We start from the raw sequence: 19,887 nt of genomic DNA on the forward strand, positions 1-19,887 counted from the left end.
ATGTACGGCACGATTGAAGGCGCGGACAGCTATCACCAGGCGCGCGGCAAGGCCGCCTGGGAAGCGGGCAGTGAAGACGCTCGCACCGGTGCGCTGGTCCGCGCCACGGACTACATCGACGGCCGGTACCGGGTGCTTCTGGCTTCCGGCCGCTGGTCGTCGATGTTCCCCGGCGTGCGCACTGCCGGGCGGGGCCAGCCGAACGAATGGCCGCGCACCGGTGCTGTGGACTACGACGGCGACCCGATCCAGCCTGATGTGATCCCGGACGAGGTAGAGCGTGCGACGTATGAGGCGGCGCTGCGAGAGCTGGTTGCGCCAGGCAGCCTGTCGCCCGACTACGTGGCCACCGAGACCGTGACCCGAGAGAAGGTGGGACCGATCGAGGTGTCGTACGCGGATGCCTCTGTAGCCGGCCAGGTTCCGAATCGGCCGGTGATCTCTGCCATCGACGAGATCCTGGCGCCGTTGCTCAGGGCGCCTGCCAGTGGTCCAGCGGTGCGCGTCGTATGAGTCGCTTCTACAACCGAATGCAGGCCACGGCGGAGCGCCTGATCGCTCGCTACGGGTATGCCACGAGTCTTGAGCGTGATGGCGCCCCAACTGGGCCGCCGCACAATCCGCAGCCGGGTCCGGTCGTTCTCCATGCTTGCAAGGTGGTGGAGGTGAAGTACAGCCTGACCGACCGCGACGCAACGCTGGTGCTGCAGGGCGACAAGCTTGGTTTGATCTCGACGGAAATCGATGTTGCCCCCGCGCTCGGCGACCGGCTCCAACTGGACGGTGCGGTGTACCACTTCGTGGACTTGCAGCCGCTCTCGCCGGGCGGTCAGGTCCTGCTTTACGAGTTCCACGCGCGACGCTGATGGATAACCTGACCCCCCGCGAGCTAGAAATGCTGGCGCGCCGCCTGGAACCGGCTATTCGCCGGGCGTTTGAGCAGGCCATCGCAGGCGTGCACAGCCAAGCTCAGCTGGAGACGTTGGCCGACCTGCTGCGGGCTGGCCAGGTGGATGCCGTGCTCGAGGCATTGGGGTTCGATACCGAGATCTTCTCGCCCTTGGCCGAGTCGGTGCGGCAGGCGTTCGTCGCTGGCGGCGACGCTGGAATCAAGGAACTGCCCAAGCTTTCGCTGCGGCAGCAGGTGCGCGGTGGCTACAACCCGAACAACCCGACGCCGGCGCTGCGCTTTCGGTTCGATATGCGCAACCGCGGTGCTGAGGCCTGGCTGCAGGAGAACTCCTCGCGCCTTGTAACCGGCATCGTTGAGGATCAGCGGCAGCTCGTGCGGCAACAGTTGGTGCGCGGCATGGCTGCTGGCCAGAACCCTCGCCAGACCGCGCTGGAGTTGGTAGGCCGGGTGGGGGAGACGGGTCGGCGCAGCGGCGGCGTCGTCGGCCTCACCGCGCAGCAGGCCCAGTTCGTGGCCAACGTCAGGGAGCAGCTAGCCAGCGGTGATCCTGGGCAGATGGCGGGGTACTTCGACCGCAAGCGGCGCGACAAGCGCCTGGACGGGATCGTCAGCCGCGCCATCAAGGCCGGCAAGCCGGTGTCTGAGGTCGACATCGACAAGATTGCTGGTCGGTATGCCGACCGACTGCTGGCCCTGCGCGGCGAGAACATCGCCCGCACCGAGTCTCTGACCGCGCTGAATGCCGGGCGCGACGAGGCCTACCGTCAGCAGATCGAGGCAGGGCGCCTGGCACCGGAGAACGTCACCTGCGGCTGGGATGCCACCGGCGACGCCCGGACCCGGGCCAGTCACCGGGCGATGAACGGCCAGAAGCGGCGCTTCGGCGAGCCGTTCCAGACCCCCAGTGGTTCGCTCCTGCGGTTCCCCGGTGACACGTCGCTGGGGGCGCCGGCAGAAGAGACCATCGGGTGCCGGTGCACCAAGACGTACCGCCTCGATATGGCAGCGGAGGTGAAGCGTGGCCAGTAAGTTCGGCGCCCAGGTGAAGGCGTTCGCCGAGAAGGGCAAGGCCATGCAGCTCGCGATCTTCCGCGAGTCTGCACAGCGCCTCATGGAAGAAGCCGGGACGCCCGAGGGCCAAGGCGGGCGTATGCCGGTCGATACCGGGTTCCTCCGCAACTCGCGCGCCGCCTCGCTCGACGGCATGCCCTCGGATGGCGGGCTGGATCCGCCCTTGGTGTTTGCCGAGATGGAGCTGGGCCAGACGGTGTGGGCAGGGTGGACCGCGAAGTACGCGATGCGCATGGAGCACGGGTTCTACGGCGAGGACAGCAAGGGCCGCACCTACGCCCAGGCCGGCAAGGGGTTCGCGCGCGCTGCCGCGCAGCGCTGGGACTTCATCGTGGCCGAGGTCACCGCGGAAATCAGGGGCAAGACGCGATGACTGACACCGAGATCTACGAGGCGTTCGCTGCACTGGTGACCCAGTTCGCGGCGGAGCAGGATCTGCCTTGCTCCTACCCAGGACTCACCTTCACCCCACCGACCGGGAAGGACGCGCGGTGGCTGGAGCTGCAGTGGTTCCAGAACCGCACCCAGAATTACGGTCTCGACAACGATGGCCCCTCGCTGCTCCAAGGCTTCGGGCAGCTGTCAGCTTGCTACCGGCCCGGCAAGGGAATCGTGGTCGGCACCGCCATCACGGACCAGGTCATAGCGGCGTTCCGGAAGGGCACGACCTTCGCCGGCATGTCGGTCTACGAGAAGCCGTCGACCTCGAGCATCATCCAAGACCCGGAGCGGATCCTGCACCCGGTCACCATACGGTGGAGGGGCTTCGTTTCGGGGTAGACTCCGGCCCATGAGCCCTAAGCCGCCCAATCTGCACCTGGTGTCCAGCAACCCGACCCCGAATGAGGGCGAGCTGCAGGCCATGCGTGACGCCATCACCCGCATGAAGCGGAACCGGGCGTTGCTGGACGAGTTCTGCGCCGAGCAGGCGCGGTTCGTTCGCGCCGAGTATCTGTCCTATGTTGAGGCCGGGTTCACTCGGCCCCAAGCGATGCAGCTGGTCGCGGCGAAACTTGGCCCTGGTCGCAAATAGGGTTGATCGATGCCAGATACAGCATGGACGATTGGCTGGAGTGTCTTCAGTTTCGTCGCGGGCGCCCTCGTCTCACATCAAGCAGCAGTGTTTCGCGACAAGCGCAAAGAGTTCAATGAGGCGGCTCGGCCCTTCCAAGATTGGATTGCTATCCATCTCACCCAGAATGAAGGGTTCGAAGAGCCTCCGGGGCCAGCTGCAAGGTTGGCCCTTGTCTCGCGGCTGGGTGAGGACGATGGCAGGCACTTCATCGTTCTGCTCAGCGCAATCGAGCTTGAGTACAAGCGAGCGGAACGACGGGCTCTTTCGGGCCGGATGTTGAAGGAGCGGTCATTCCGCGCGTACAACGATCTGCGAACCCTGCAACAACTGATCAAGCCAAGATGAACCGAGAAGGCCCGCCCACCAGCGGGCCGTTTACTTTTCCAACGACCCCGCCCCGTGGCGGGTTTTTTTTCGCCCATCGCGAGGAGACCACGGCTATGGCCGCTGAAGCAAAAACCAACGCAGGTTCCAAGCTCTTCATCTGCGTTACCCCCCAGAACGAAGACCTCACCCAGACCGAGTTCGCCGCGCTTGCCTATGTCCAGGTGAAGAAAGTCGGCAGTGTCGGCGAGCGCGGCATCAACACCAACATCGTCACGTACGACACCTGGGACACCCTCGTTGCCCTGAAGGGCAAGGGCATCACCAATGCCGGCGACCCGCCGGTGGAAGTGGCCGAGGATCTCACCGACCCGGGCCAGATCGCTATGCGCGCTGCTGGTGCTCCGAACGTGGCGGATGCCTACGCGTTCAAGGTCGAGCGCGCCGACGGCTCCGTGGAGTACCTGCGTGGCCTGGTGGCAGGCCCGAACACCCCCGGTGGTCGCAACGAAGACTTCGTGCTCAACACCTACGTGCTGGGTCTGAACCAGGTGCCGATCCCGGTCGCCGCCCCGGTCATCCCGTAACCGAACACCGGCGGGGTAGGGCGCGCGCCTGAAAGGCTGCCTGATCCGACAGCTTCCCCGCCGGTTCCTTTTCGGATCGCAACAAGGATCACGACATGACCGAACTGACAAATATCGTGGCGGCAGAGCGCCGTCTGGAAATCCTCCACCCGGCCACCGAAGAGCCGGTGGGCCTGGTGCTCATCCTCCTGCCCGACAGCCACCCGCAGGTGAAGGCAGCTTCCCGCAAGACGCTCAACGAGCGCATGGGCCACCGCGGCAAGGTGACCGCCGAGCAGCTGGAAGCTGTCCGGCTGGCGATGCTGGCCGCTTCGATCAGTGGCTGGGAGTGGAAAGGCGAGCTCACCTTCCATGGCGAGAAGCCGGCGTTCGACCAGCAGACCCTGAAGACCTTGCTGAAGGAGCTGCCCTGGGTGGGCGAACAGGCTGATGCTGCATTGAACGACCGACCCGCGTTCTTTCGCGGATCTGGCGAAGCAGGCGGCTGAAGCCACCTACATCGCCGTCCGCTACGACATGGCGGATGAGAACGGCGAAACCCGGCGTCAACGCAACGAGCGTTTCGAGGCCAACTCCCCAGAGCTGGAAGTCCCTGGCGCCATCACCCACGTCTGGGACTGGTTCTGGCAACTCTCCGGCCGCCGACACAGTGGCCCGGAGGCGTTGACGTTTGCTGACGTTGGGGAATGGAGCCGCCTGCTCCGCATCGAGGTCCTGCCCGAAGAGGTCCAGATGCTCATGGCGATGGATGACCAGTACCTGCGCGCGGTGCGCGAAGACCAGAAAGCCGCGCGTGAGCGGGCACAGCAGCATTAGAACGGGAGCCCCAGATGGATATCGCCGAGCTTGGCTACAAGGTCGACAGCAGTGGCTTGGTCGAAGGCACGAAGGCCCTGGACGAGAATGCGGCGGCCGCTGATCGCGCCGGTGGTGCCGCTGACCGTCTGGATCGGGATTTCCAGTCGCTGGCCAGGACGGTGGAACGCTCCTCCAGCGTTCTTGGTGACCGCCTCGGCGGCGCCTTGGACCGTATCGGCACCGGTACCGGCGCGGTCATTGGGGAGCTGCAGCTTCTCAACCGCACCAATGCGGAGATCCTGGCTTCGCTGGGGGCGCTGGATGGAAAGCTGGCCAGCACCACCGGGCAAGTGCAGGCCTACGGAGCGGCAGGCGCGGCTGCGGCTTCGTCGACCGCGCAGGTGGCCACTGCCAGCCAGCAGCTGGAGCAGCAGCTGGCGCAGCAGGAAGCCAGGTTGAAGAGCGTCGCACAGCAGGCGCTGGCGTGGTCCCAGAACAACCAGACGGCCAATGTGTCAGAGCGCGCTCTTGCTGAGGCAGCGCGTGATGCCGCCTTGGGCATCGACCACAAGGCGCGTGCCATGGCGTCGGCGGGCAGCGAGCAGGAGCGGCTGGCAGCGCGTGCGAAGGCCCTGCAGGAGGCTGAGGCGCGTACGGCGAACGAGCAGCGGCAGGCAGCAGCGGCTGCCGAGGCCCAGAAGATCAACCTGCAGCAGCTGCTTGGGCAGATCGACCCGACCGTGGCGGCGCTGAATCGCTTGGCTGCAATGGAGGACCGACTGGAGCGGGCCCACAAGGCTGGTCTGGTAAACGCCAGCGTCTTCGACCAGTACCAGACCAAGATCGAAGGAATGCGCACCGCCGTGCTCAACGCGACCAACGCGCAGAACGGCATGGGCATGTCCGCGCGGCAGCTGCAGAACAACCTGCGAATGGTGCCCATGCAGGTCACCGACATCGCCACGAGCTTGGCCAGCGGTCAGCCGGCGTGGATGGTGGCCATCCAGCAGGGCGGCCAGCTGAAGGACCAGTTCGGCGGCATCGGCCCTGCTGCCCGCGCTGTGGGTGGTTACGTAGTGGGCTTGATCAACCCGGTGACGCTGGCTGCCGCTGCGCTGGCGGCGATGGCACTGGCCGCAAAGCAGAGCCAGGACCAGCTGTTCCAGTTCCAGAAGGAGCTGATCCTCAGCGGCCAGGGCGCCGTGGTCAGCGTCGACGGCTTCGAGGCACTGGCCAGCAGCATCGACCGTCTGCAGGGCGTGTCCCGAGGCGGCGCTGTCACCGCGCTCACCGAGACGGCCAAGGCCGGCCGCTTCGCCGGCGAGCAGTTCGAGCTGGTAGCGGCGGCTGCGGCGCGCATGGAAGCCTCCACCGGTCGTGCCGCGTCGGCCACCGTCAGCGCCTTCCAGTCCATCGCGAAGGATCCGGTAGAAGGCCTGCTGAAGCTCAACGACGCAGAGCGCTTCCTCACCGCGTCGCAGCTGGCACGCATCACCGCGCTGCAGGAGGAAGGCCGCACCCAGCAGGCCGCCAACGAGGCGATCCAGCTCTACGCGACGCACCTCGATGAGGTGGCCAACCGCACCGAAGCTGTGATGCCAGGCATGTCGAAGTGGTGGCGGGATCTGAAGGACGACATCGGCGGTGCTTGGAGCGCCATCGGCAACGTCACGGGGGCGATCACGGATCTCGCTGGCGAATGGGGCATCCTCGCCCGCCTGCCTCGTCTCAGCGACATGCTGGGGCTGGGGGCTGTCGGTGGGACCTTGGTCAAGAACTTGGGCTTGCCGTCGCTTACAGAAGCCCTCAACGGCCTTTCCACCCGCATGCGCGGCATGCCCCGGATGCCCACGCCCATCGACGAGGGCCAGCTCGATCCACAGGCAGCACGTGACTTGGCAGCAGCCAGCCAAGAGCGCGCGAAGGCGGAGCAGAGTGCGTCCGAGGCTATCAACGCCCAGCTCGCCGGGCTCGACCGCGCCACCGCCAAGGAAGCGGCGCGGCTCAAGATCATTGCCCAGTACAACCAGCTGGCCGACAACGACGCGCGGCACTTCGATGGCTCCATGCAGCGCCTCATCGCCAAGGCGGAGGCCAGCATCGACAAGCAGTTCAACCGGGCCGCAGGCGTCGGCAAGCGGAATGCGGACGACACCGCCGCCCAGACCCTGCTCGCGAACGCACAGCGCCAGATCGAAGCGAACAAGCAGCTGGTCGACACCGGGGTGAAGGTCAGCGAGAGCGAGCGCCTGGCGGCCAAGATCAAGCAGGAGCTGGACGACAAGACCAACACCATGACGGCTTCCACCCGCGCACTGCTGGTGGGCGAGCGGGAGCAGCTGCTGACCTCCGGCCAGAAGGCCGCCGCCTTCGAGAAGGAGCGGCAGGCGACCGAGGCCCTCGCCCGTCAGCAGGCCATCCTCAACCAGGCAAGCAGTAACCGCGATCGCGCCAACGAGCTGGACCTGATGGGCATGGGCCGCGGCGGTGATGCGGTGGCGATGCTGCGCCGGCAGCTGGACATCCAGCGCGAGTACCAGGACGAGCTGAAGCGGCTGGGCAGTCGGGACGTGGCCAAGGACAAGGAGACCTGGGACCTGATGGCGGCCAACGCCGCGTCCTACCGCGATCAGGAGCTGGCCAAGGAGCGGACGTTCCAAGAGGCGCGGCTGGCCATGCTCGGCGACTGGCGCGCGGGCGCACATCGGGCGTGGGAGGACTACGCCTTCGCCGCCAACAACGCAATGGAGAACGCCAGCACGTTGATGAACACCGCGCTCTCGGGGTGGGAGGACGCTTGGGTGCAGTTCACCAAGACCGGGAAGCTGTCGTTCAAGGACCTGGCCAACTCCATCGTGGCCGACCTGGCCCGAATCGCGGCCAAGCAGGCGGCCGTCGGCATCATCAACGCAGTGGCCAGCGCATGGACCGGTGGCGGTGGTGCGTACACCGGCGACGGCACCGGGGCAGGCTCCCTCGGCGGCTTCGGCAACAACATGCCGAACTTCGGTGGCGGCCGGGCGAACGGCGGTCCCGTGCGCGGTTCGACGCTGTACGAGGTGGGCGAGGGTGGCCGGCCGGAGCTGTTCGACGATGGCAGTGGCCGCACCTACCTCATTCCTGGCAACGACGGCAGGGTGATCCCTGCAGCGCCGGCAGCGGGCGGCTCCGGCGGCGGTGGTGGTGCGGCCAACGTGAACGTTCAGGTCATCGTCAACAGCGATGGCACCACCGAAACCACTGCAGATACTTCGCTGATGCAGCAGTTCGGCAGGGAGCTTGGCCAGTTCGTAGAGACCAAGTACCGGCAGCTGCAGCTGAAGGACATGCGCCCTGGCGGCGCCCTGTACGCCATGGGGGCGGGCCGATGACCGACACATTCATCTGGAAGCCCACCAGCAGCGGCGCAGCAACAGCGAACGCGGCGGTGCGCAAGGCGGCCTTCGGCGACGGCTACACCCAAAGAGCGAAGGATGGAATCAATGCGCGAAGCCGCAGTTACCAGCTGACGTTCACCGGCGCTAAGGAGCGCATCGACGCGATCATCGAGTTCCTGGACGCGCACATCGGCCAGTCGTTCTTCTGGACCGGTCCGCGCGGCACCGCGCTCTACACCTGCGATACCCACAACGAACCACTTCCCAACGGGCTGACGCACACCGTCACCGCCACGTTCGAACAGACATTCCAGCCGTAAGGACTTCCCATGTCCCGCCAAATCATTGATACCACCACCAACAACGGGACCTACACGGGAGACCCGGCGAAAACGGCCTTCAACAAGGCAAACGACAACTTCGAAGAGCTGTACCAGCGTATGGAAGGCATGATCGTAGGGAATTACGCCAACAGGCCTGATCCAGCTACGGTCTTCGGCCGCGAGTACTACGCCATCGACGTGAAGGAACGTTATACGCCTGCATATGGCGGGTGGTTGCTGCTCCCGTCGGGGGGCACGGAACTTGGCTTCGCACAAATCTCCAGCAATTTCACCACCACTGCCGTAGTGGACGTCCCAGGGCTGACGGTCACCGTAAAGGTCGGCGAGAACCCGGTCGTCGTTACTTGGGGCGGCACCACCCAGTCAGCCAACGAGTACTACGTGCTGACGCTCTGGGTGGACAACGTCAACGTTAGTCAGATTCTGTTCCGGGGCACCTCCGTCCCAGAGGCGAACGGCAGCTTCATTAACGGCATGCGGGAGTTTCGTGTCGCTGGCCTCACGCCCGGCCAGATGCACACGTTCAAAGTGCAGTTCGGAAGCGTTGGCAGCACTCCCGCGACCCTATATGGGCTGCCCACCGACAAGGCCTTCATCCACGTGAGAACCTGCTGATGCATACCGATACCGCAGTTGGGCGCTATTTCGGCGGCGAACGAGACGTTGTTTGTAGACCACGTGCCAACGGACCGACCCGTCCAGGCGTGCTGATGGTGCATGGGGCTGAGGCGGGTGACGGGGCAATCGATTGGATGGGAATAAAAGCCAGGTGGCCGCTGTTCCACGCTGTCACCGATGCGGGTTACGTGATGGTCAGCGCTGACCTCGGTGGGTCCCGCACGTGGGGCAACGGGACCGCGATGAATCGAATCACGGACGCGGTCAGCTACCTTCACTCGCTCTCGGGTGTCGCGCCCGGGCCGGTCTACCTAGCCTGCCAGTCGATGGGCGGTCTGAATGGCCTGATTTGGGCGTCGAGAAACAAAAGCAGTGTCCGGGCTTTATCGGCAACCATTCCCGTTATCAACCTGACCGACGTCAGGGACAACAGTGCCTACCAAGCGACGATTGACGCTGCATACGCCGGTGGCTATTCACAGGCAGTCTACGGGGCCGCGCATAACCCGCTCACGCTTGCGCAGTCAGGTGCGCTCAACGACGTGCCGATCAAGCTGTGGTACGGCGACTCCGACACGTTGTGCAAGCCTCAGTTTGCACAGCAATTTGCGCTGAGCTGCAACAACTGCGAGGCGGTCAGCTTGAGTGGCGGGCACGAAGAGAGCACGTTTGCGAACTTTGATGAGCAACAGGTCGTCCAGTTCTACCGGGAGCATGAAGGGTGATCACTGCAGACGCCCAACAGCTGGAGCCGGGCGGACGAGTGACGGTTTATGAGCTGGACGCGAGTAGCTTCGGCGCTGACCAGCTATTCTTCCACCAGCACCTACAGACCGGCGTGATCTGGTGGCAGGGGCAGGAGTACGGGGCTTGGCCCATCGAGGCCACGGGCTTCGAGCGCACCAGCGATCAGCCGCCGAACCCGCGCCTGCGCGTGAGCAATATAGATGGCCGCATCGGCGCCCTCTGCCTTCTCTTCGACGACCTGGTCGGGGCGCGGCTCATCCGCCGGCAGACGCTGGTGAAATACTTGGACGCGGCGAACTTCCCTGGCGGCAACCCTACTGCGGATCCGGAAGAGCACTTCCTTGACGAGATCTGGTACATCGAGCGGAAGGTGTCGGAGGACTTCGAGACCATCGAGTTCGAGCTGACCACCGCGATCGACCTCAATGGCGAGCAGCTGCCGGGTCGCCAGATCATCGCCGGGATGTGCGGTTGGATCATCCGTGGCGGCTATCGCGGTCCCTACTGCGGGTACAACGGGCCGGCCGTGGCCGATGCCGACGATAACCCGACGGACGACCCTGCGCTCGACCAGTGCGGGGGCAGGGTGCGGAGCTGCAAGTTGCGGTACGGGGAAACCGAGCCGCTCCCCTACGGCGGAATGCCGGCGGCCGGCCTGCTCCGAACCTGATCTCCTGCACCCCCTGCATATCTCCGCTGCACCTGCAGCGCCGGCCCGCCTTGCGCGGGCTTTTTCAATTGGTGACCCATGCAACAGAGCACCCTGTTGGCAATGCAGGCACACGCCGTGGCCGAATACCCCCGCGAATGCTGCGGACTGGTGGTGGCCACCTCGAATGGCGAGACATACGTCCCGTGCCGCAACCTGGCCGAAACGCCCAGCGAGCACTTCCGTCTCCCGGCCGATGACTACGCTGCGGCCGAAGACCTGGGCGAAGTCCTGGCGGTCGTGCACAGCCACCCGAACGCCGTGGCCACGCCGTCGGACGCCGACCGCACCATGTGCGAAGCCAGCGGCCTGCGTTGGCACATCCTGAGCGTCGGACTGGACGATCACGGTGCGCCCGCAGCGGCGGACCTGCAGTCGATCGAGCCCAACGGTTACTTGGCCCCATTGGTCGGTAGGCAGTTCGTGCATGGCGTTCTGGACTGCTACACCCTTGTGCGCGACTTCTATGCCCGCGAGCTGGGCGTCCGGCTGAACCAGTACGAACGCCAGGACGACTGGTGGAACAAGGGCCAGGACCTCTACAGCATGGACCGGCTGCTGGCCGAGGGCTTCCAGCCGATCACCGGTGAGCTGCAGCGCGGCGACATGATCCTGATGCAGATCCGTTCCGCCGTGCCGAACCACGCCGGCGTCTATCTGGGGGATGGCCAGATGCTGCACCACATGCACGGCCGCCTCTCGGAGAGGGTGCCGTACGGCGGCATGTGGGCTGAGCGAACCCGCTACATCGTCCGCCACCGTGAGGTGCGCCATGACTGAGCGCGTGCGTACCGTGATCCTGTCCGGCCCCTTGGGCCGCGAGTTCGGGCGGGAGTTCCGGCTGGCGGTGAACAGCCCTGCAGAGGCCGTGCGCGCGCTCTGCATCATGGTGCCTGGCTTTCAGAAGTTCCTCGCGACAGCCAAGCAAAAGGGGCTTGAGTTCGCCGTGTTCATCGGGCGGCAGAACCTCAGCGTACAGCAGCTGCATGATCCGCCCGGCGGTGACGTGATTCGCATCGCGCCGGTCTTGGTCGGCGCAAAGCGCGGCGGAGTGCTGCAGACCATCGTAGGCGTCGTACTCATCGTGGTCGGCGTGGTCCTCAATCTCTACACCGGCGTGAGCGGCACGCCCTTCATCAACCTCGGAATCAGCATGGTGGCGGGTGGCATCGTCCAGATGCTGTCGCCCCAGCCAAAGGGCCTGGGCGCCAAGGACAGCGCCGAGAACGCGCCGAGCTACAGCATGAACGGTACGGTCAACACCCAGGCGCAGGGCAACCCGGTGCCACTGGCATATGGTGGGCACGATACGAAGGGCATGCTCATTGGTTCTGCTGTCATCAGCGGCGGCATCTTGGCAGAGGATCAGCAATGAACCTTGCTGCGGCCTATCACTTCCCCGGCACCGAGCTGGCCCTGACGACCGCGTGCCGGGAGATTATCGGCGCAGGCGGGAAGAGCGGGAGCAACGCTCGTACGCCTGTCGAGACCCCGGATAGCCTCCGCTCCATTGCGCGCGCACGCATCTTGGACCTGCTCTCGGAGGGCGAACTGCGCGGCTTGGTTGCCGGCAACCAATCGGTTTACCTGGACCAGGTCCCGGTCCAGAACGCCGATGGCTCGCTCAACTTCGAAGCTGTGCGCCTGGACACACGATCTGGCACGCAGGACCAGGAGCACATCGCCGGCTTCCCGTCGGTGGAGAACGAGATTGCGGTCAACGTCGAACTGCGCAGCGACAACCCTGTCGTGCGTACCGCAAGTGGCTCTGACCTCTCGGCTGTGCGCCTTCGCTTCGGCATTCCCGCTCTGCAGAAGGCCAACACCGAGAACGGCGATACCAACGGGTACTCCATTACCTACGCCGTGGATCTCGCCGTCGATGGCGGCGCGTACGGCAACGTGCTGGTGGACACCATCACTGGCAAGACCACGACCCAGTACGAGCGCAGCGTTCGAATCGACCTGCCCGAGGGCTCGCAGTGGCAGATCCGAATCCGGAGGCTGACGCCCAACGCCAATAGCTCGACCGTCGCCGACACCATGAACGTCCTGTCGATGACCGAGGTTATCGATGCCAAGCTCCGCTACCCCAACTGCGCGCTGGTGGCCATCGAGGTCGACGCCAGCCAGTTCCAGAACATCCCGACGCGCGCGTACCGGGTCTGGGGCCGAATCGTTCGAGTCCCAAGCAATTACGACCCGATCACCCGCACCTATTCCGGGGTGTGGGATGGCACCTTCAAGCCAGGCTGGACCAACAACCCTGCTTGGGCATTCTTCGACATCGTGACCATGGATCGGTTCGGCCTCGGCCACCGGATCTCAATGGACCTGGTGGACAAGTGGCGCCTATACCAGATCGCCCAGTACTGCGACCAGTTGGTCAGCGACGGCCAAGGCAACATGGAGCCGCGCTTCACCTGCAGCCTGTATATGCAGACCCGTGCGGATGCCTACAAGGTCCTGCAGGACATGGCGTCCATGTTCCGGGGCATCAGCTTCTACGCCGCCGGACAGGTGATGGCTTCGGCCGACATGCCTGCGGACCCCGTCTTCACCTATAGCCAAGCCAACGTTATCGACGGCCGCTTCGTGTACGAAGGGACTGGCCGCAAGGCCAGGCACACCGCAGCTCTGGTGTCCTGGACCGACCCTGACGACTTCGGGCGACAGAAGGTCGAGACGGTGCAGTACCTGCCGGGTGTCCAGCGCTACGGCATCCAGCAGACCGAAGTCACGGCCATCGGCTGTCATTCCCGCTCGCAGGCGCAGCGCGTCGGCAACCACATCCTCTACACCGAGAACCTCGAAACGGAAACGGTGTCGTTCGGCGTCGGGCTGGACGTGCTCAACTGCATGCCGGGCGACATTATCCAGGTGGCGGACCCCAAGCGAGCGGGGAGGCGAAATGCCGGCCGCATCAAGAGCGCGGGTCCCGACACGCTGGTCCTGGACAAACTGCCAGAGGTGATCGGCCCAGGCGACACGCTGCGCGCCACGCTGCCGAGCGGGCGCACTGAAGCGAGGACCGTAGAGCAGGTCGTGGGCAACACGGTGACCGTAACTGCTCCTTGGAGCGCGGTGCCCGTTGCCCAGTCCATCTGGTCGCTCGAGAGCAGCGAGCTGGTCTTGCAGCAGTTCCGCGTACTGGCCATCAGCGAGAACCCAATCAACGAGGAAGGGGGCATCACCTATCGCGTGACGGCCCTGAAGCACGTGCCCGGGAAGTACGCCGCGATCGACGACGGCACCCGCCTGGACCAGCTGCCGGTCAGCATCATTCCGCCGAGCGTCCAGACGCCGCCGACCAACGTGCACCTGAGCGCCCACTCGGTGATCGACCAAGGCATGGCCACGCACGTTCTGACCATTGCGTGGGATGCCGCGCCCAATGCGATCGCATACGACGTGGAATGGCGGCGCAACGATCTGGACTGGGTCCGGGCGGGGCGCGTTTCCAGCGCCAGCATCGAAATCCGTGGCATCTACACCGGCAACTACATCGCCCGGGTGCGCTCGGTCAACGCGCTCAACGCTGTGTCGCTCCCCGCGATGAGCGCCCTCACGCTGATCGAGGGAAAGACCACGCCGCCGCCGGCGGTCACGTCGCTGTCCACCACCAGCCTCGTGTTTGCCATTGGGCTCGAGTGGGGGTTCCCGCCAGGCGCGACCGACACGCAGCGCACCGAGATCTGGTACGGCCCTTCACCGAATCTTGCATCGCCGTCCACAATCAAGCTCGGCGACTTCGCCTATCCGCAGAGCAAGCACGAGATCAATGGCCTTGCCGCCGGCACTCGGTTCTTCTTCTGGGCCAGGCTGGTGGATCGGTCGGGCAACGTGGGGCCTTGGTATCCGGGGGAACTCTCGGCAGGTGTGATGGGCGAGGCCAGCACCGACCAAACCGAGTACGACGAGTACTTCTCGGGCCGCATTAGCGAGAGTGCGCTGGGACAGGACCTCCTTACCAAGATCGACTCGATCGATCAGATTGTTCCGCTGATCTGGGACCCCGACGCAACCTATGAGCCTGGCCAGACGGTCATCTATGCCGGCCATATATGGTCCTGGCAGGGCACGGACCCGGGCAACGAAGAGCCGCCTGGAACCCAGTGGCTGGACGTCGGTGACGCTATATCGGAGGCTGGAGCGCTTGTAGGCCGCGTCGACCAGATCGAGCTGGAGATCACCAACATCGATGGCGAGGTTAATGCGCAGGGGCAGAAGCTTGATGGCCTCTTCGTACAGCTCGACGTCGATGCGGCGGGGGACACCGACTGGGGTGCAGGCGATACCGATGTCTACGCCGGGACGATCACCATCCAATCCGTGATCGCCACTGGTGATCTGGCTCAGGCGAAACGCATTGATCAGGTCAACGCTGGTTTGGCCGGGGTCAGTGCAGCCGTGCAGCAGGAGTCGGTCGCCCGCGCCACTGGAGACTCGGCGCTAGCACAAAGCATCATCACCGTGCAGGCCAGCCTGCAACAGACGAACTCCGACCTCGAAGAAACGACAGCGTCCGTGTCCCAGGTCTCCCAAGCGGTGGTAAACCTTGACGGCCAGGTGAGCGCCACCTACACGATCCGCGCTCAGGTTGCCCAAGGAGGGCAGATCTACGCCTCGGGTATGGGCTTGGGTGTGGAGCAGCAGTCTGACGGCAGCTACCAGTCGCAGATTCTGATGCAGGCCGACCGGTTTGCCGTGATCAATGTGGTCAACGGCAATATCACCTCGCCTTTCGTCGTCCAAGGCGGTCAGACCTTCATCAGCCAGGCCTTGATCGGAACTGGCTGGATCCAGAACGCCATGATCGGTGACGTTATTCAGTCGAACGCCGTCGGCGCGGGGGGGCAGCCGCGGTGGAAGCTTGACAAGAACGGCACGCTTACCATGAACGGCCCTGTGAATGGCGGATACCTGAGGGTCACCGACAGCGTTATTGAGGTCTTCGACGCGAACAACGTGCGACGGGTCCGGATGGGGATTTGGCAGTGATTGCGGGGCTGGAAGTGAATGACGCCGCGGGGCGTCCTGTGGTCGATGTCACGAACCGATTGCCGCGCACCCTGGGCAGCGTCTGGACGGGGACCAGCGACGGATCGCTCGGCCATGCGGGGTTCTCGCAGGGCGAACCGTGGTTCGCGATGCTGGGGCAGGAGGTAGGTAACGTGTCGCCGGAGATCTCGTTCTCCGGAACCACCATGTCGTGGACGTTCCAATCCGCACTCACGGCCTATCGGGAGAGTTGCTTGATTCTGTATGGGGTGTACTGATGACCGCCGGCCTGACCATTGTTAACGGCAGCAACACCGTGCAGATCGATGAGAACTACAAGAACCTGGCGCTGGCGAGCAAGGTCGCAATCTCAACGACGATTACCCCGGGTGGATCCAACTGGGGCAACTACCAGCACGCCGACGTCGTATACACGTCCAGGTACGCTGAGCCGCCGATGGTTGCCGTCGAGGCGTCGGAGGCGAGCTTTGTAATGTTGCTTTCGGCGTCTGGGAACACATTCACCTACCGGATCGTCTTCTTGGCAGCTGGATCAACTGTCGCTGGAACCTTTTGGATCTTTGATCAGCCGCCGCCGGCGTCATCGAGCACCTTCGGGCTGCAGGTGTGTGATGCGCAAGGGCGTCTGACGTTCGACGCCTTGTTCCGATACGCGCGGGTGGTGGGACGGATGAGCATTCCGTTTCAGAACTCGGCTGACCCCGACCAGCAGTTTGTGGTTCCAACCGGGCGGAAGTACATCGCGGTCCAGTCGGTCTGCGGGACTTACGCCCAGTCCAATCCTATCTCGATTCCTGGGCAGCCACCTTCATTCGATAGAGTGATAGTGATGCGCATGATCAGGAATGCACCTGGCCTACTGCAGACGTCCAAATACACCTTCAGCTATCAGATGTCGTTCGCCATGCCCAGCCTTCGCCGCACCGCTGAATACACGATACTGGACATGACGGACGCATAGGTCACCAGCGGCCGTAGGTGCCGATCTCAGCTCTTGGCCGCGCAGCTGCTGTCGCCGGCGTGATCGTGCGGCCAGGAGTGGGGTATCGTATGTGCATGAAAAAGCGACACTCCTTGATTTCCATGGCTTTCGTCGCCGCTATGACTGCGGCATGGGGCACCGTCACCGTCAGTGCTGCATCGGTTCCACCACCTCCGATGGAACCTGCATCGCATTCGAGTGCGATCCGAGGTCAAGATTGCCTCGCGGCTGTTGTAGAGGATTTGAAGAAGGGGTGGCCGGATAACTCCGCAGTGAACATCGTTGCCTTTGGCCATAGCGTTCCTGCAGGGTATGGAGACGCGCCGACTGTGCATAAGCGCGACGCTTATCCACGATTGCTGGAAGATGCTTTGGTAGAGGCGTATCCGACGGCTGTTCTGAATGTGATCACCGCCGCTGTCGGTGGGGACAATTCGACGCGCGGCTTGGTCAGGCTGCAGCGAGAGGTCTTGGACTTCCATCCGAGGTCGGTATCGATAGATTTCGGCATGAACGACTTGGTGATACCCCTGACCGAGGCAAGGGCGAACCTTACAAGCATCGTAGAGCAGATTCGAAACGTCGGCGCTTGCCCGGTACTGGTGACCCCGACTTGGTACGTAGGTGCGGACGAGCCGGACAATGCCAAGAACCTCAAAGCGCAAGTTGCGATGATCCGTGACCTTGGCGCTGCTTTGGACGTTCCGGTCGCCGATGCGCAGAAGGCGTTTGCCGACTTCCCCGGCGACAAGGCCTCGCTGATGGCTACGTCGAACCATCCAAACCGGAAAGGGCATGAGCTGATCGCCGGCCAACTGGTCCCGATCTTCGTGCCCGCGATCTCGGCCGGCCCTACCCGATAGGCTGCAGCAGGCTCTCAGTGTTGCTGCGTGGCGTGTTGACGGCGCGGCTGACCCGGTAGGCCTCCATTGCGGGTGCCTCGCTGGCCAGGAGCATTGCCATGGCCTCATCGGCGTCGGCCGTCATCCACTCGGCGGCTTGGCCGGGCGCCAGCCATACAGGCATCCGATCATGGATGTCCGCTGATACGCCGCTGCTATCGCCGGTGATCACGGTGAAGGTGCCCAGGTTGTCCTCGCCGAGCAGCTGGCTCGAGTCTTCCCAAAGCCCGGCAGCCCACAGTGGCGTGGCCGCGTGGATGAACCACGGATCCTTCTTCTGATCCACCGGGCTCACCGACCACTCGTAATACCCCGCCATCGGAATCAGGCACCGCCGCGCCTTGAAAGCGCTGCGGAACGCCGGCTTCGTGGCCACGGTCTCGATGCGGGCGTTGATGGTCGAGCCTTGGAGGCCCTTCGCCTTGGCCCAGAACGGGAGCAGCCCCCACGCCAGCCGCTGGGCGATCAGCCCCTCGCCCCGGTCGAGCACCACGGTCGCGCGCTGGGTCGGCGCCAGGTTGTAGCTGGCCGGCATCGACAGCAGGTCGCCAACCAGCTGGGGGAAGCCCAAGCTGGCTGCATCGCGGATCGGGGTTTGGACGAATCGGCCGCACATGACGCGGAACATACCCTACCGTTTATCCGAAATCCGTCGCGCCGCGTACACGCCGCCCGCCGACGGGTGTAGGGTCGCGCCTATCGGGGGGGCCGATAATCAGGGAGGGAGGCACGATGCCTCTGCACGCGCTCGTTTACTGCAGCCAGGCTTTGCCCGGGCTGACCCTATACCAGATCGACGAACTGGCCAAGGATGCCGCTGCGCACAACCTCATCGCGGGCGTGACGGGGGTTCTGCTCACGGACGGCAAGAAGTTCCTCCAGTACATAGAGGGGCCGGAAGAGGGCGTCGCACTGGCGTACTCCCGGATCACCAATGCCACCAGCCACATGAGCATCGTGGAACTCGGCCGCAGTCGGGGCGGCCCCCGTCGCTTCCCGTACTGGTCGATGCGTTGGCTGCCGGTTGAGCCCGAGGACCTTCGCATAGCTGAAGTGAGCGACTGGAGGGGCTTGCCGTTCCGGGAGGAAGTAGACATGAATCAGGTGCCAACTGGCGTTGAGAGGATGACCTACCTGGTTGACCCCTACGTCGGCTTGGGGCCGATCATGGGACCAGGCGGCAGCGCGCTGTTCTGACAAACGACTCACTTTTTCGCCTCCTTCACAGCGCGGGAGAGACATTCCGCTCCAGTGACGGGGGAGACATCCTGGCCGTACTGGCAGGCTAGCTCCGAAGGACGTCTGGCGGATTCGCAGGCACTCCCTTGCCGTAATAGATTGGCTGGGCGTGGCCTGCGGATCCGCCGATGGTCGATCCGTAGCCAGCGTCGCATCGCCTGAGACCTGGAGCCGTAGGATTGCCGCCCATGCTCCCGCCCGACTTTCGCTGGCATGCCGTCGGCACTGCCCCATTCGACCAGCCCAACTCGCTGCTGCTGGACAGCACCGAAGTGCTGCGCCTACATCGACGGGTGGACGGCACCTGGTGGGTGAGCTTGAACAACCAGCGCGACGACTGGAACCTCCGGAAGCACCGAGAGTGCAGCAGCTACGCGCAGGGCAAGGCCGGTGCCGAGCTGTGGGCCGAACGACACCAGGTGCGGCTGCGCGCCGAGGTGGACCAGAGAATCAAGCGACTGAAGGCCAACAAGCCCTTCCTGATGCGCTGACGCTCCACAGTCAGCTGCGGTTGCCGCCGGCGCACGCTGTGCGACCGCGCCCATTCAACATGGCCGGATGACGAAAGCAGACATCGGCAAGGCGCGCTGGGCGCGCGCGCGGGCGGCTTCGCTATGGCAGCAGGCCGACGCCCTGGACCTCGATCGAAGCGGCGACTGGCGCGCGTGGGCGCAGCGGAACAGGGGAGCTGCACGGCTTCGCGCCGAGGCGGCACGATTCGAGAGCATCGCGAGCCGACTGGATCCCTGCGCGTTTGACGAAGCAGCGTGAGTTTGAGATGGCGTGCTTAGGGTTAGAACTTCTGCTTAGCGGCGCGACATTCGCCCCACATTTCCGCCTTCTGACCACTGACGTGGCCTTCCTTCGTGAGCGCAAGCGTGCCGGTGTATCGATCAATGGACAGCCAATAGCGCTGACCACTGGCGCCCGTCACCGTGCCCGAGAATTCACCATCCGACACCTTCACAGTCCCCTCGACAAGCTCAGACAGCGTGTGAAATTCAGCTCTTCCCGTCTGGGTATCGACATTGATGAGAATTTGAACTGGAGACCCTTGGGCATAGGTCGAGGGAGTATTGACCTCGCATATGAGTGGCGCACCTTGGGCTGCAACTGGCGCCAGCAGGATTGCGGCGACTATAGCTCTCATAGCTGGGCTCCATCCGGTCTGGGGGAAGT

General features: G+C 64.4%; 25 protein-coding genes. 23 read left to right on the forward strand and 2 right to left on the reverse strand.

Translation table 11 applies throughout. The features are described from left to right. The 21 genes from HGB51_RS15080 to HGB51_RS15180 all read left to right on the forward strand — a co-directional run bounded on the left by HGB51_RS15080 (window position 1) and on the right by HGB51_RS15180 (window position 17,430). Window positions 1–513, forward strand: coding sequence for a DnaT-like ssDNA-binding protein (locus tag HGB51_RS15080; protein WP_070206486.1), 513 nt, complete (start codon window positions 1–3; stop codon window positions 511–513). Continuing rightward, window positions 510–866 carry a hypothetical protein gene (locus HGB51_RS15085; RefSeq protein ID WP_141738989.1) on the forward strand — a complete coding sequence of 119 codons (357 nt, stop codon included), beginning with the start codon at window positions 510–512 and terminating at the stop codon, window positions 864–866. The genes HGB51_RS15080 and HGB51_RS15085 overlap by 4 nt, the downstream gene beginning before the upstream one ends. After that, window positions 866–1,942 (forward strand): phage minor head protein, encoded by a 1,077-nt coding sequence (locus HGB51_RS15090; protein WP_070206488.1) that lies wholly within the window; start codon window positions 866–868, stop codon window positions 1,940–1,942. Before HGB51_RS15085 ends, HGB51_RS15090 begins: the two co-directional genes overlap by 1 nt. Then, window positions 1,932–2,357, forward strand: coding sequence for a hypothetical protein (locus HGB51_RS15095; RefSeq protein WP_084738803.1), 426 nt, complete (start codon window positions 1,932–1,934; stop codon window positions 2,355–2,357). Before HGB51_RS15090 ends, HGB51_RS15095 begins: the two co-directional genes overlap by 11 nt. Continuing rightward, window positions 2,354–2,764, forward strand: coding sequence for a phage tail terminator-like protein (locus HGB51_RS15100; protein WP_070206489.1), 411 nt, complete (start codon window positions 2,354–2,356; stop codon window positions 2,762–2,764). The genes HGB51_RS15095 and HGB51_RS15100 overlap by 4 nt, the downstream gene beginning before the upstream one ends. Window positions 2,765–2,774: 10 nt before the next feature. Continuing rightward, complete coding sequence (locus tag HGB51_RS15105) at window positions 2,775–3,017, forward strand: hypothetical protein (protein ID WP_070206490.1); 243 nt, start codon at window positions 2,775–2,777, stop codon at window positions 3,015–3,017. Window positions 3,018–3,026: 9 nt separating this feature from the next. After that, window positions 3,027–3,404: a hypothetical protein gene (locus tag HGB51_RS15110; protein ID WP_070206491.1), complete on the forward strand. Its 378-nt coding sequence runs from the start codon at window positions 3,027–3,029 to the stop codon at window positions 3,402–3,404. A 95-nt stretch (window positions 3,405–3,499) separates the two neighbouring features. After that, window positions 3,500–3,970 (forward strand): hypothetical protein, encoded by a 471-nt coding sequence (locus tag HGB51_RS15115; protein WP_070206492.1) that lies wholly within the window; start codon window positions 3,500–3,502, stop codon window positions 3,968–3,970. Between the two features lie 95 nt (window positions 3,971–4,065). Beyond that, entirely contained in the window at window positions 4,066–4,458 is a 393-nt protein-coding gene (locus HGB51_RS15120) for a hypothetical protein (protein ID WP_070206493.1), read from the forward strand. 28 nt (window positions 4,459–4,486) lie between these two features. Next, window positions 4,487–4,786: a phage tail assembly chaperone gene (locus HGB51_RS15125; protein WP_070206494.1), complete on the forward strand. Its 300-nt coding sequence runs from the start codon at window positions 4,487–4,489 to the stop codon at window positions 4,784–4,786. A 14-nt stretch (window positions 4,787–4,800) separates the two neighbouring features. Then, window positions 4,801–8,139: a phage tail length tape measure family protein gene (locus HGB51_RS15130; protein ID WP_070206495.1), complete on the forward strand. Its 3,339-nt coding sequence runs from the start codon at window positions 4,801–4,803 to the stop codon at window positions 8,137–8,139. Beyond that, the gene (locus tag HGB51_RS15135; protein WP_070206496.1) at window positions 8,136–8,465 is read left to right on the forward strand and encodes a phage tail protein; all 330 of its coding nucleotides are present in this window, start codon (window positions 8,136–8,138) and stop codon (window positions 8,463–8,465) included. Before HGB51_RS15130 ends, HGB51_RS15135 begins: the two co-directional genes overlap by 4 nt. A gap of 9 nt (window positions 8,466–8,474) precedes the next feature. After that, window positions 8,475–9,104 carry a hypothetical protein gene (locus HGB51_RS15140; protein WP_070206497.1) on the forward strand — a complete coding sequence of 210 codons (630 nt, stop codon included), beginning with the start codon at window positions 8,475–8,477 and terminating at the stop codon, window positions 9,102–9,104. Then, complete coding sequence (locus HGB51_RS15145) at window positions 9,104–9,832, forward strand: alpha/beta fold hydrolase (protein ID WP_141738990.1); 729 nt, start codon at window positions 9,104–9,106, stop codon at window positions 9,830–9,832. The genes HGB51_RS15140 and HGB51_RS15145 overlap by 1 nt, the downstream gene beginning before the upstream one ends. Further along, entirely contained in the window at window positions 9,829–10,524 is a 696-nt protein-coding gene (locus HGB51_RS15150; RefSeq protein ID WP_070206499.1) for a phage minor tail protein L, read from the forward strand. Before HGB51_RS15145 ends, HGB51_RS15150 begins: the two co-directional genes overlap by 4 nt. Window positions 10,525–10,602: 78 nt before the next feature. Then, window positions 10,603–11,343 carry a C40 family peptidase gene (locus tag HGB51_RS15155; protein ID WP_070206500.1) on the forward strand — a complete coding sequence of 247 codons (741 nt, stop codon included), beginning with the start codon at window positions 10,603–10,605 and terminating at the stop codon, window positions 11,341–11,343. Then, on the forward strand, window positions 11,336–11,938 hold the full coding sequence (locus HGB51_RS15160) for a tail assembly protein (protein ID WP_070206501.1): 603 nt from the start codon (window positions 11,336–11,338) through the stop codon (window positions 11,936–11,938). The genes HGB51_RS15155 and HGB51_RS15160 overlap by 8 nt, the downstream gene beginning before the upstream one ends. Next, complete coding sequence (locus tag HGB51_RS15165; protein WP_084738804.1) at window positions 11,935–15,564, forward strand: TipJ family phage tail tip protein; 3,630 nt, start codon at window positions 11,935–11,937, stop codon at window positions 15,562–15,564. Before HGB51_RS15160 ends, HGB51_RS15165 begins: the two co-directional genes overlap by 4 nt. Next, window positions 15,555–15,842, forward strand: a complete 288-nt coding sequence (locus HGB51_RS15170; protein ID WP_141738991.1) for a hypothetical protein — start codon at window positions 15,555–15,557, stop codon at window positions 15,840–15,842. Before HGB51_RS15165 ends, HGB51_RS15170 begins: the two co-directional genes overlap by 10 nt. After that, complete coding sequence (locus HGB51_RS15175; RefSeq protein WP_070206503.1) at window positions 15,842–16,546, forward strand: hypothetical protein; 705 nt, start codon at window positions 15,842–15,844, stop codon at window positions 16,544–16,546. The genes HGB51_RS15170 and HGB51_RS15175 overlap by 1 nt, the downstream gene beginning before the upstream one ends. Before the next feature lie 293 nt (window positions 16,547–16,839). Beyond that, on the forward strand, window positions 16,840–17,430 hold the full coding sequence (locus HGB51_RS15180; RefSeq protein WP_171966875.1) for an SGNH/GDSL hydrolase family protein: 591 nt from the start codon (window positions 16,840–16,842) through the stop codon (window positions 17,428–17,430). Here HGB51_RS15180 and HGB51_RS15185 read toward each other — a convergent pair. Continuing rightward, window positions 17,420–18,085, reverse strand: a complete 666-nt coding sequence (locus HGB51_RS15185; RefSeq protein WP_070206543.1) for an SOS response-associated peptidase — start codon at window positions 18,083–18,085, stop codon at window positions 17,420–17,422. The genes HGB51_RS15180 and HGB51_RS15185 overlap by 11 nt on opposite strands. A 116-nt stretch (window positions 18,086–18,201) precedes the next feature. On the opposite strand from HGB51_RS15185, the gene HGB51_RS15190 reads away from it, so the two are divergent. Both HGB51_RS15190 and HGB51_RS15195 read left to right on the forward strand, forming a co-directional pair. After that, entirely contained in the window at window positions 18,202–18,666 is a 465-nt protein-coding gene (locus HGB51_RS15190; protein ID WP_070206505.1) for a BLUF domain-containing protein, read from the forward strand. Window positions 18,667–18,896: 230 nt separating this feature from the next. Continuing rightward, complete coding sequence (locus HGB51_RS15195) at window positions 18,897–19,199, forward strand: hypothetical protein (RefSeq protein ID WP_070206506.1); 303 nt, start codon at window positions 18,897–18,899, stop codon at window positions 19,197–19,199. Between the two features lie 302 nt (window positions 19,200–19,501). Here the strand turns inward: HGB51_RS15195 and HGB51_RS15200 are convergent, their stop codons facing one another. After that, window positions 19,502–19,858, reverse strand: a complete 357-nt coding sequence (locus tag HGB51_RS15200; RefSeq protein WP_141738993.1) for a hypothetical protein — start codon at window positions 19,856–19,858, stop codon at window positions 19,502–19,504. Between the last annotated feature and the right edge of the window lie 29 nt (window positions 19,859–19,887).

It is taken from the genome of Stenotrophomonas bentonitica (assembly GCF_013185915.1).
Taxonomy (GTDB): Bacteria; Pseudomonadota; Gammaproteobacteria; order Xanthomonadales; family Xanthomonadaceae; genus Stenotrophomonas; species Stenotrophomonas bentonitica.

Coding starts and splice junctions, on each gene's coding strand:
- HGB51_RS15100 (WP_070206489.1), top strand. CDS start 2,354: ATGACTGACACCGAGATCTACGAGGCGTTCGCTGCACTGGTGACCCAG.
- HGB51_RS15175 (WP_070206503.1), top strand. CDS start 15,842: ATGACCGCCGGCCTGACCATTGTTAACGGCAGCAACACCGTGCAGATC.
- HGB51_RS15155 (WP_070206500.1), top strand. CDS start 10,603: ATGCAACAGAGCACCCTGTTGGCAATGCAGGCACACGCCGTGGCCGAA.
- HGB51_RS15125 (WP_070206494.1), top strand. CDS start 4,487: ATGGCGGATGAGAACGGCGAAACCCGGCGTCAACGCAACGAGCGTTTC.
- HGB51_RS15195 (WP_070206506.1), top strand. CDS start 18,897: ATGCTCCCGCCCGACTTTCGCTGGCATGCCGTCGGCACTGCCCCATTC.
- HGB51_RS15160 (WP_070206501.1), top strand. CDS start 11,336: ATGACTGAGCGCGTGCGTACCGTGATCCTGTCCGGCCCCTTGGGCCGC.
- HGB51_RS15185 (WP_070206543.1), bottom strand. CDS start 18,085: ATGTGCGGCCGATTCGTCCAAACCCCGATCCGCGATGCAGCCAGCTTG.
- HGB51_RS15140 (WP_070206497.1), top strand. CDS start 8,475: ATGTCCCGCCAAATCATTGATACCACCACCAACAACGGGACCTACACG.
- HGB51_RS15165 (WP_084738804.1), top strand. CDS start 11,935: ATGAACCTTGCTGCGGCCTATCACTTCCCCGGCACCGAGCTGGCCCTG.
- HGB51_RS15085 (WP_141738989.1), top strand. CDS start 510: ATGAGTCGCTTCTACAACCGAATGCAGGCCACGGCGGAGCGCCTGATC.
- HGB51_RS15200 (WP_141738993.1), bottom strand. CDS start 19,858: ATGAGAGCTATAGTCGCCGCAATCCTGCTGGCGCCAGTTGCAGCCCAA.
- HGB51_RS15080 (WP_070206486.1), top strand. CDS start 1: ATGTACGGCACGATTGAAGGCGCGGACAGCTATCACCAGGCGCGCGGC.
- HGB51_RS15190 (WP_070206505.1), top strand. CDS start 18,202: ATGCCTCTGCACGCGCTCGTTTACTGCAGCCAGGCTTTGCCCGGGCTG.
- HGB51_RS15105 (WP_070206490.1), top strand. CDS start 2,775: ATGAGCCCTAAGCCGCCCAATCTGCACCTGGTGTCCAGCAACCCGACC.
- HGB51_RS15145 (WP_141738990.1), top strand. CDS start 9,104: ATGCATACCGATACCGCAGTTGGGCGCTATTTCGGCGGCGAACGAGAC.
- HGB51_RS15110 (WP_070206491.1), top strand. CDS start 3,027: ATGCCAGATACAGCATGGACGATTGGCTGGAGTGTCTTCAGTTTCGTC.
- HGB51_RS15090 (WP_070206488.1), top strand. CDS start 866: ATGGATAACCTGACCCCCCGCGAGCTAGAAATGCTGGCGCGCCGCCTG.
- HGB51_RS15115 (WP_070206492.1), top strand. CDS start 3,500: ATGGCCGCTGAAGCAAAAACCAACGCAGGTTCCAAGCTCTTCATCTGC.
- HGB51_RS15130 (WP_070206495.1), top strand. CDS start 4,801: ATGGATATCGCCGAGCTTGGCTACAAGGTCGACAGCAGTGGCTTGGTC.
- HGB51_RS15135 (WP_070206496.1), top strand. CDS start 8,136: ATGACCGACACATTCATCTGGAAGCCCACCAGCAGCGGCGCAGCAACA.
- HGB51_RS15120 (WP_070206493.1), top strand. CDS start 4,066: ATGACCGAACTGACAAATATCGTGGCGGCAGAGCGCCGTCTGGAAATC.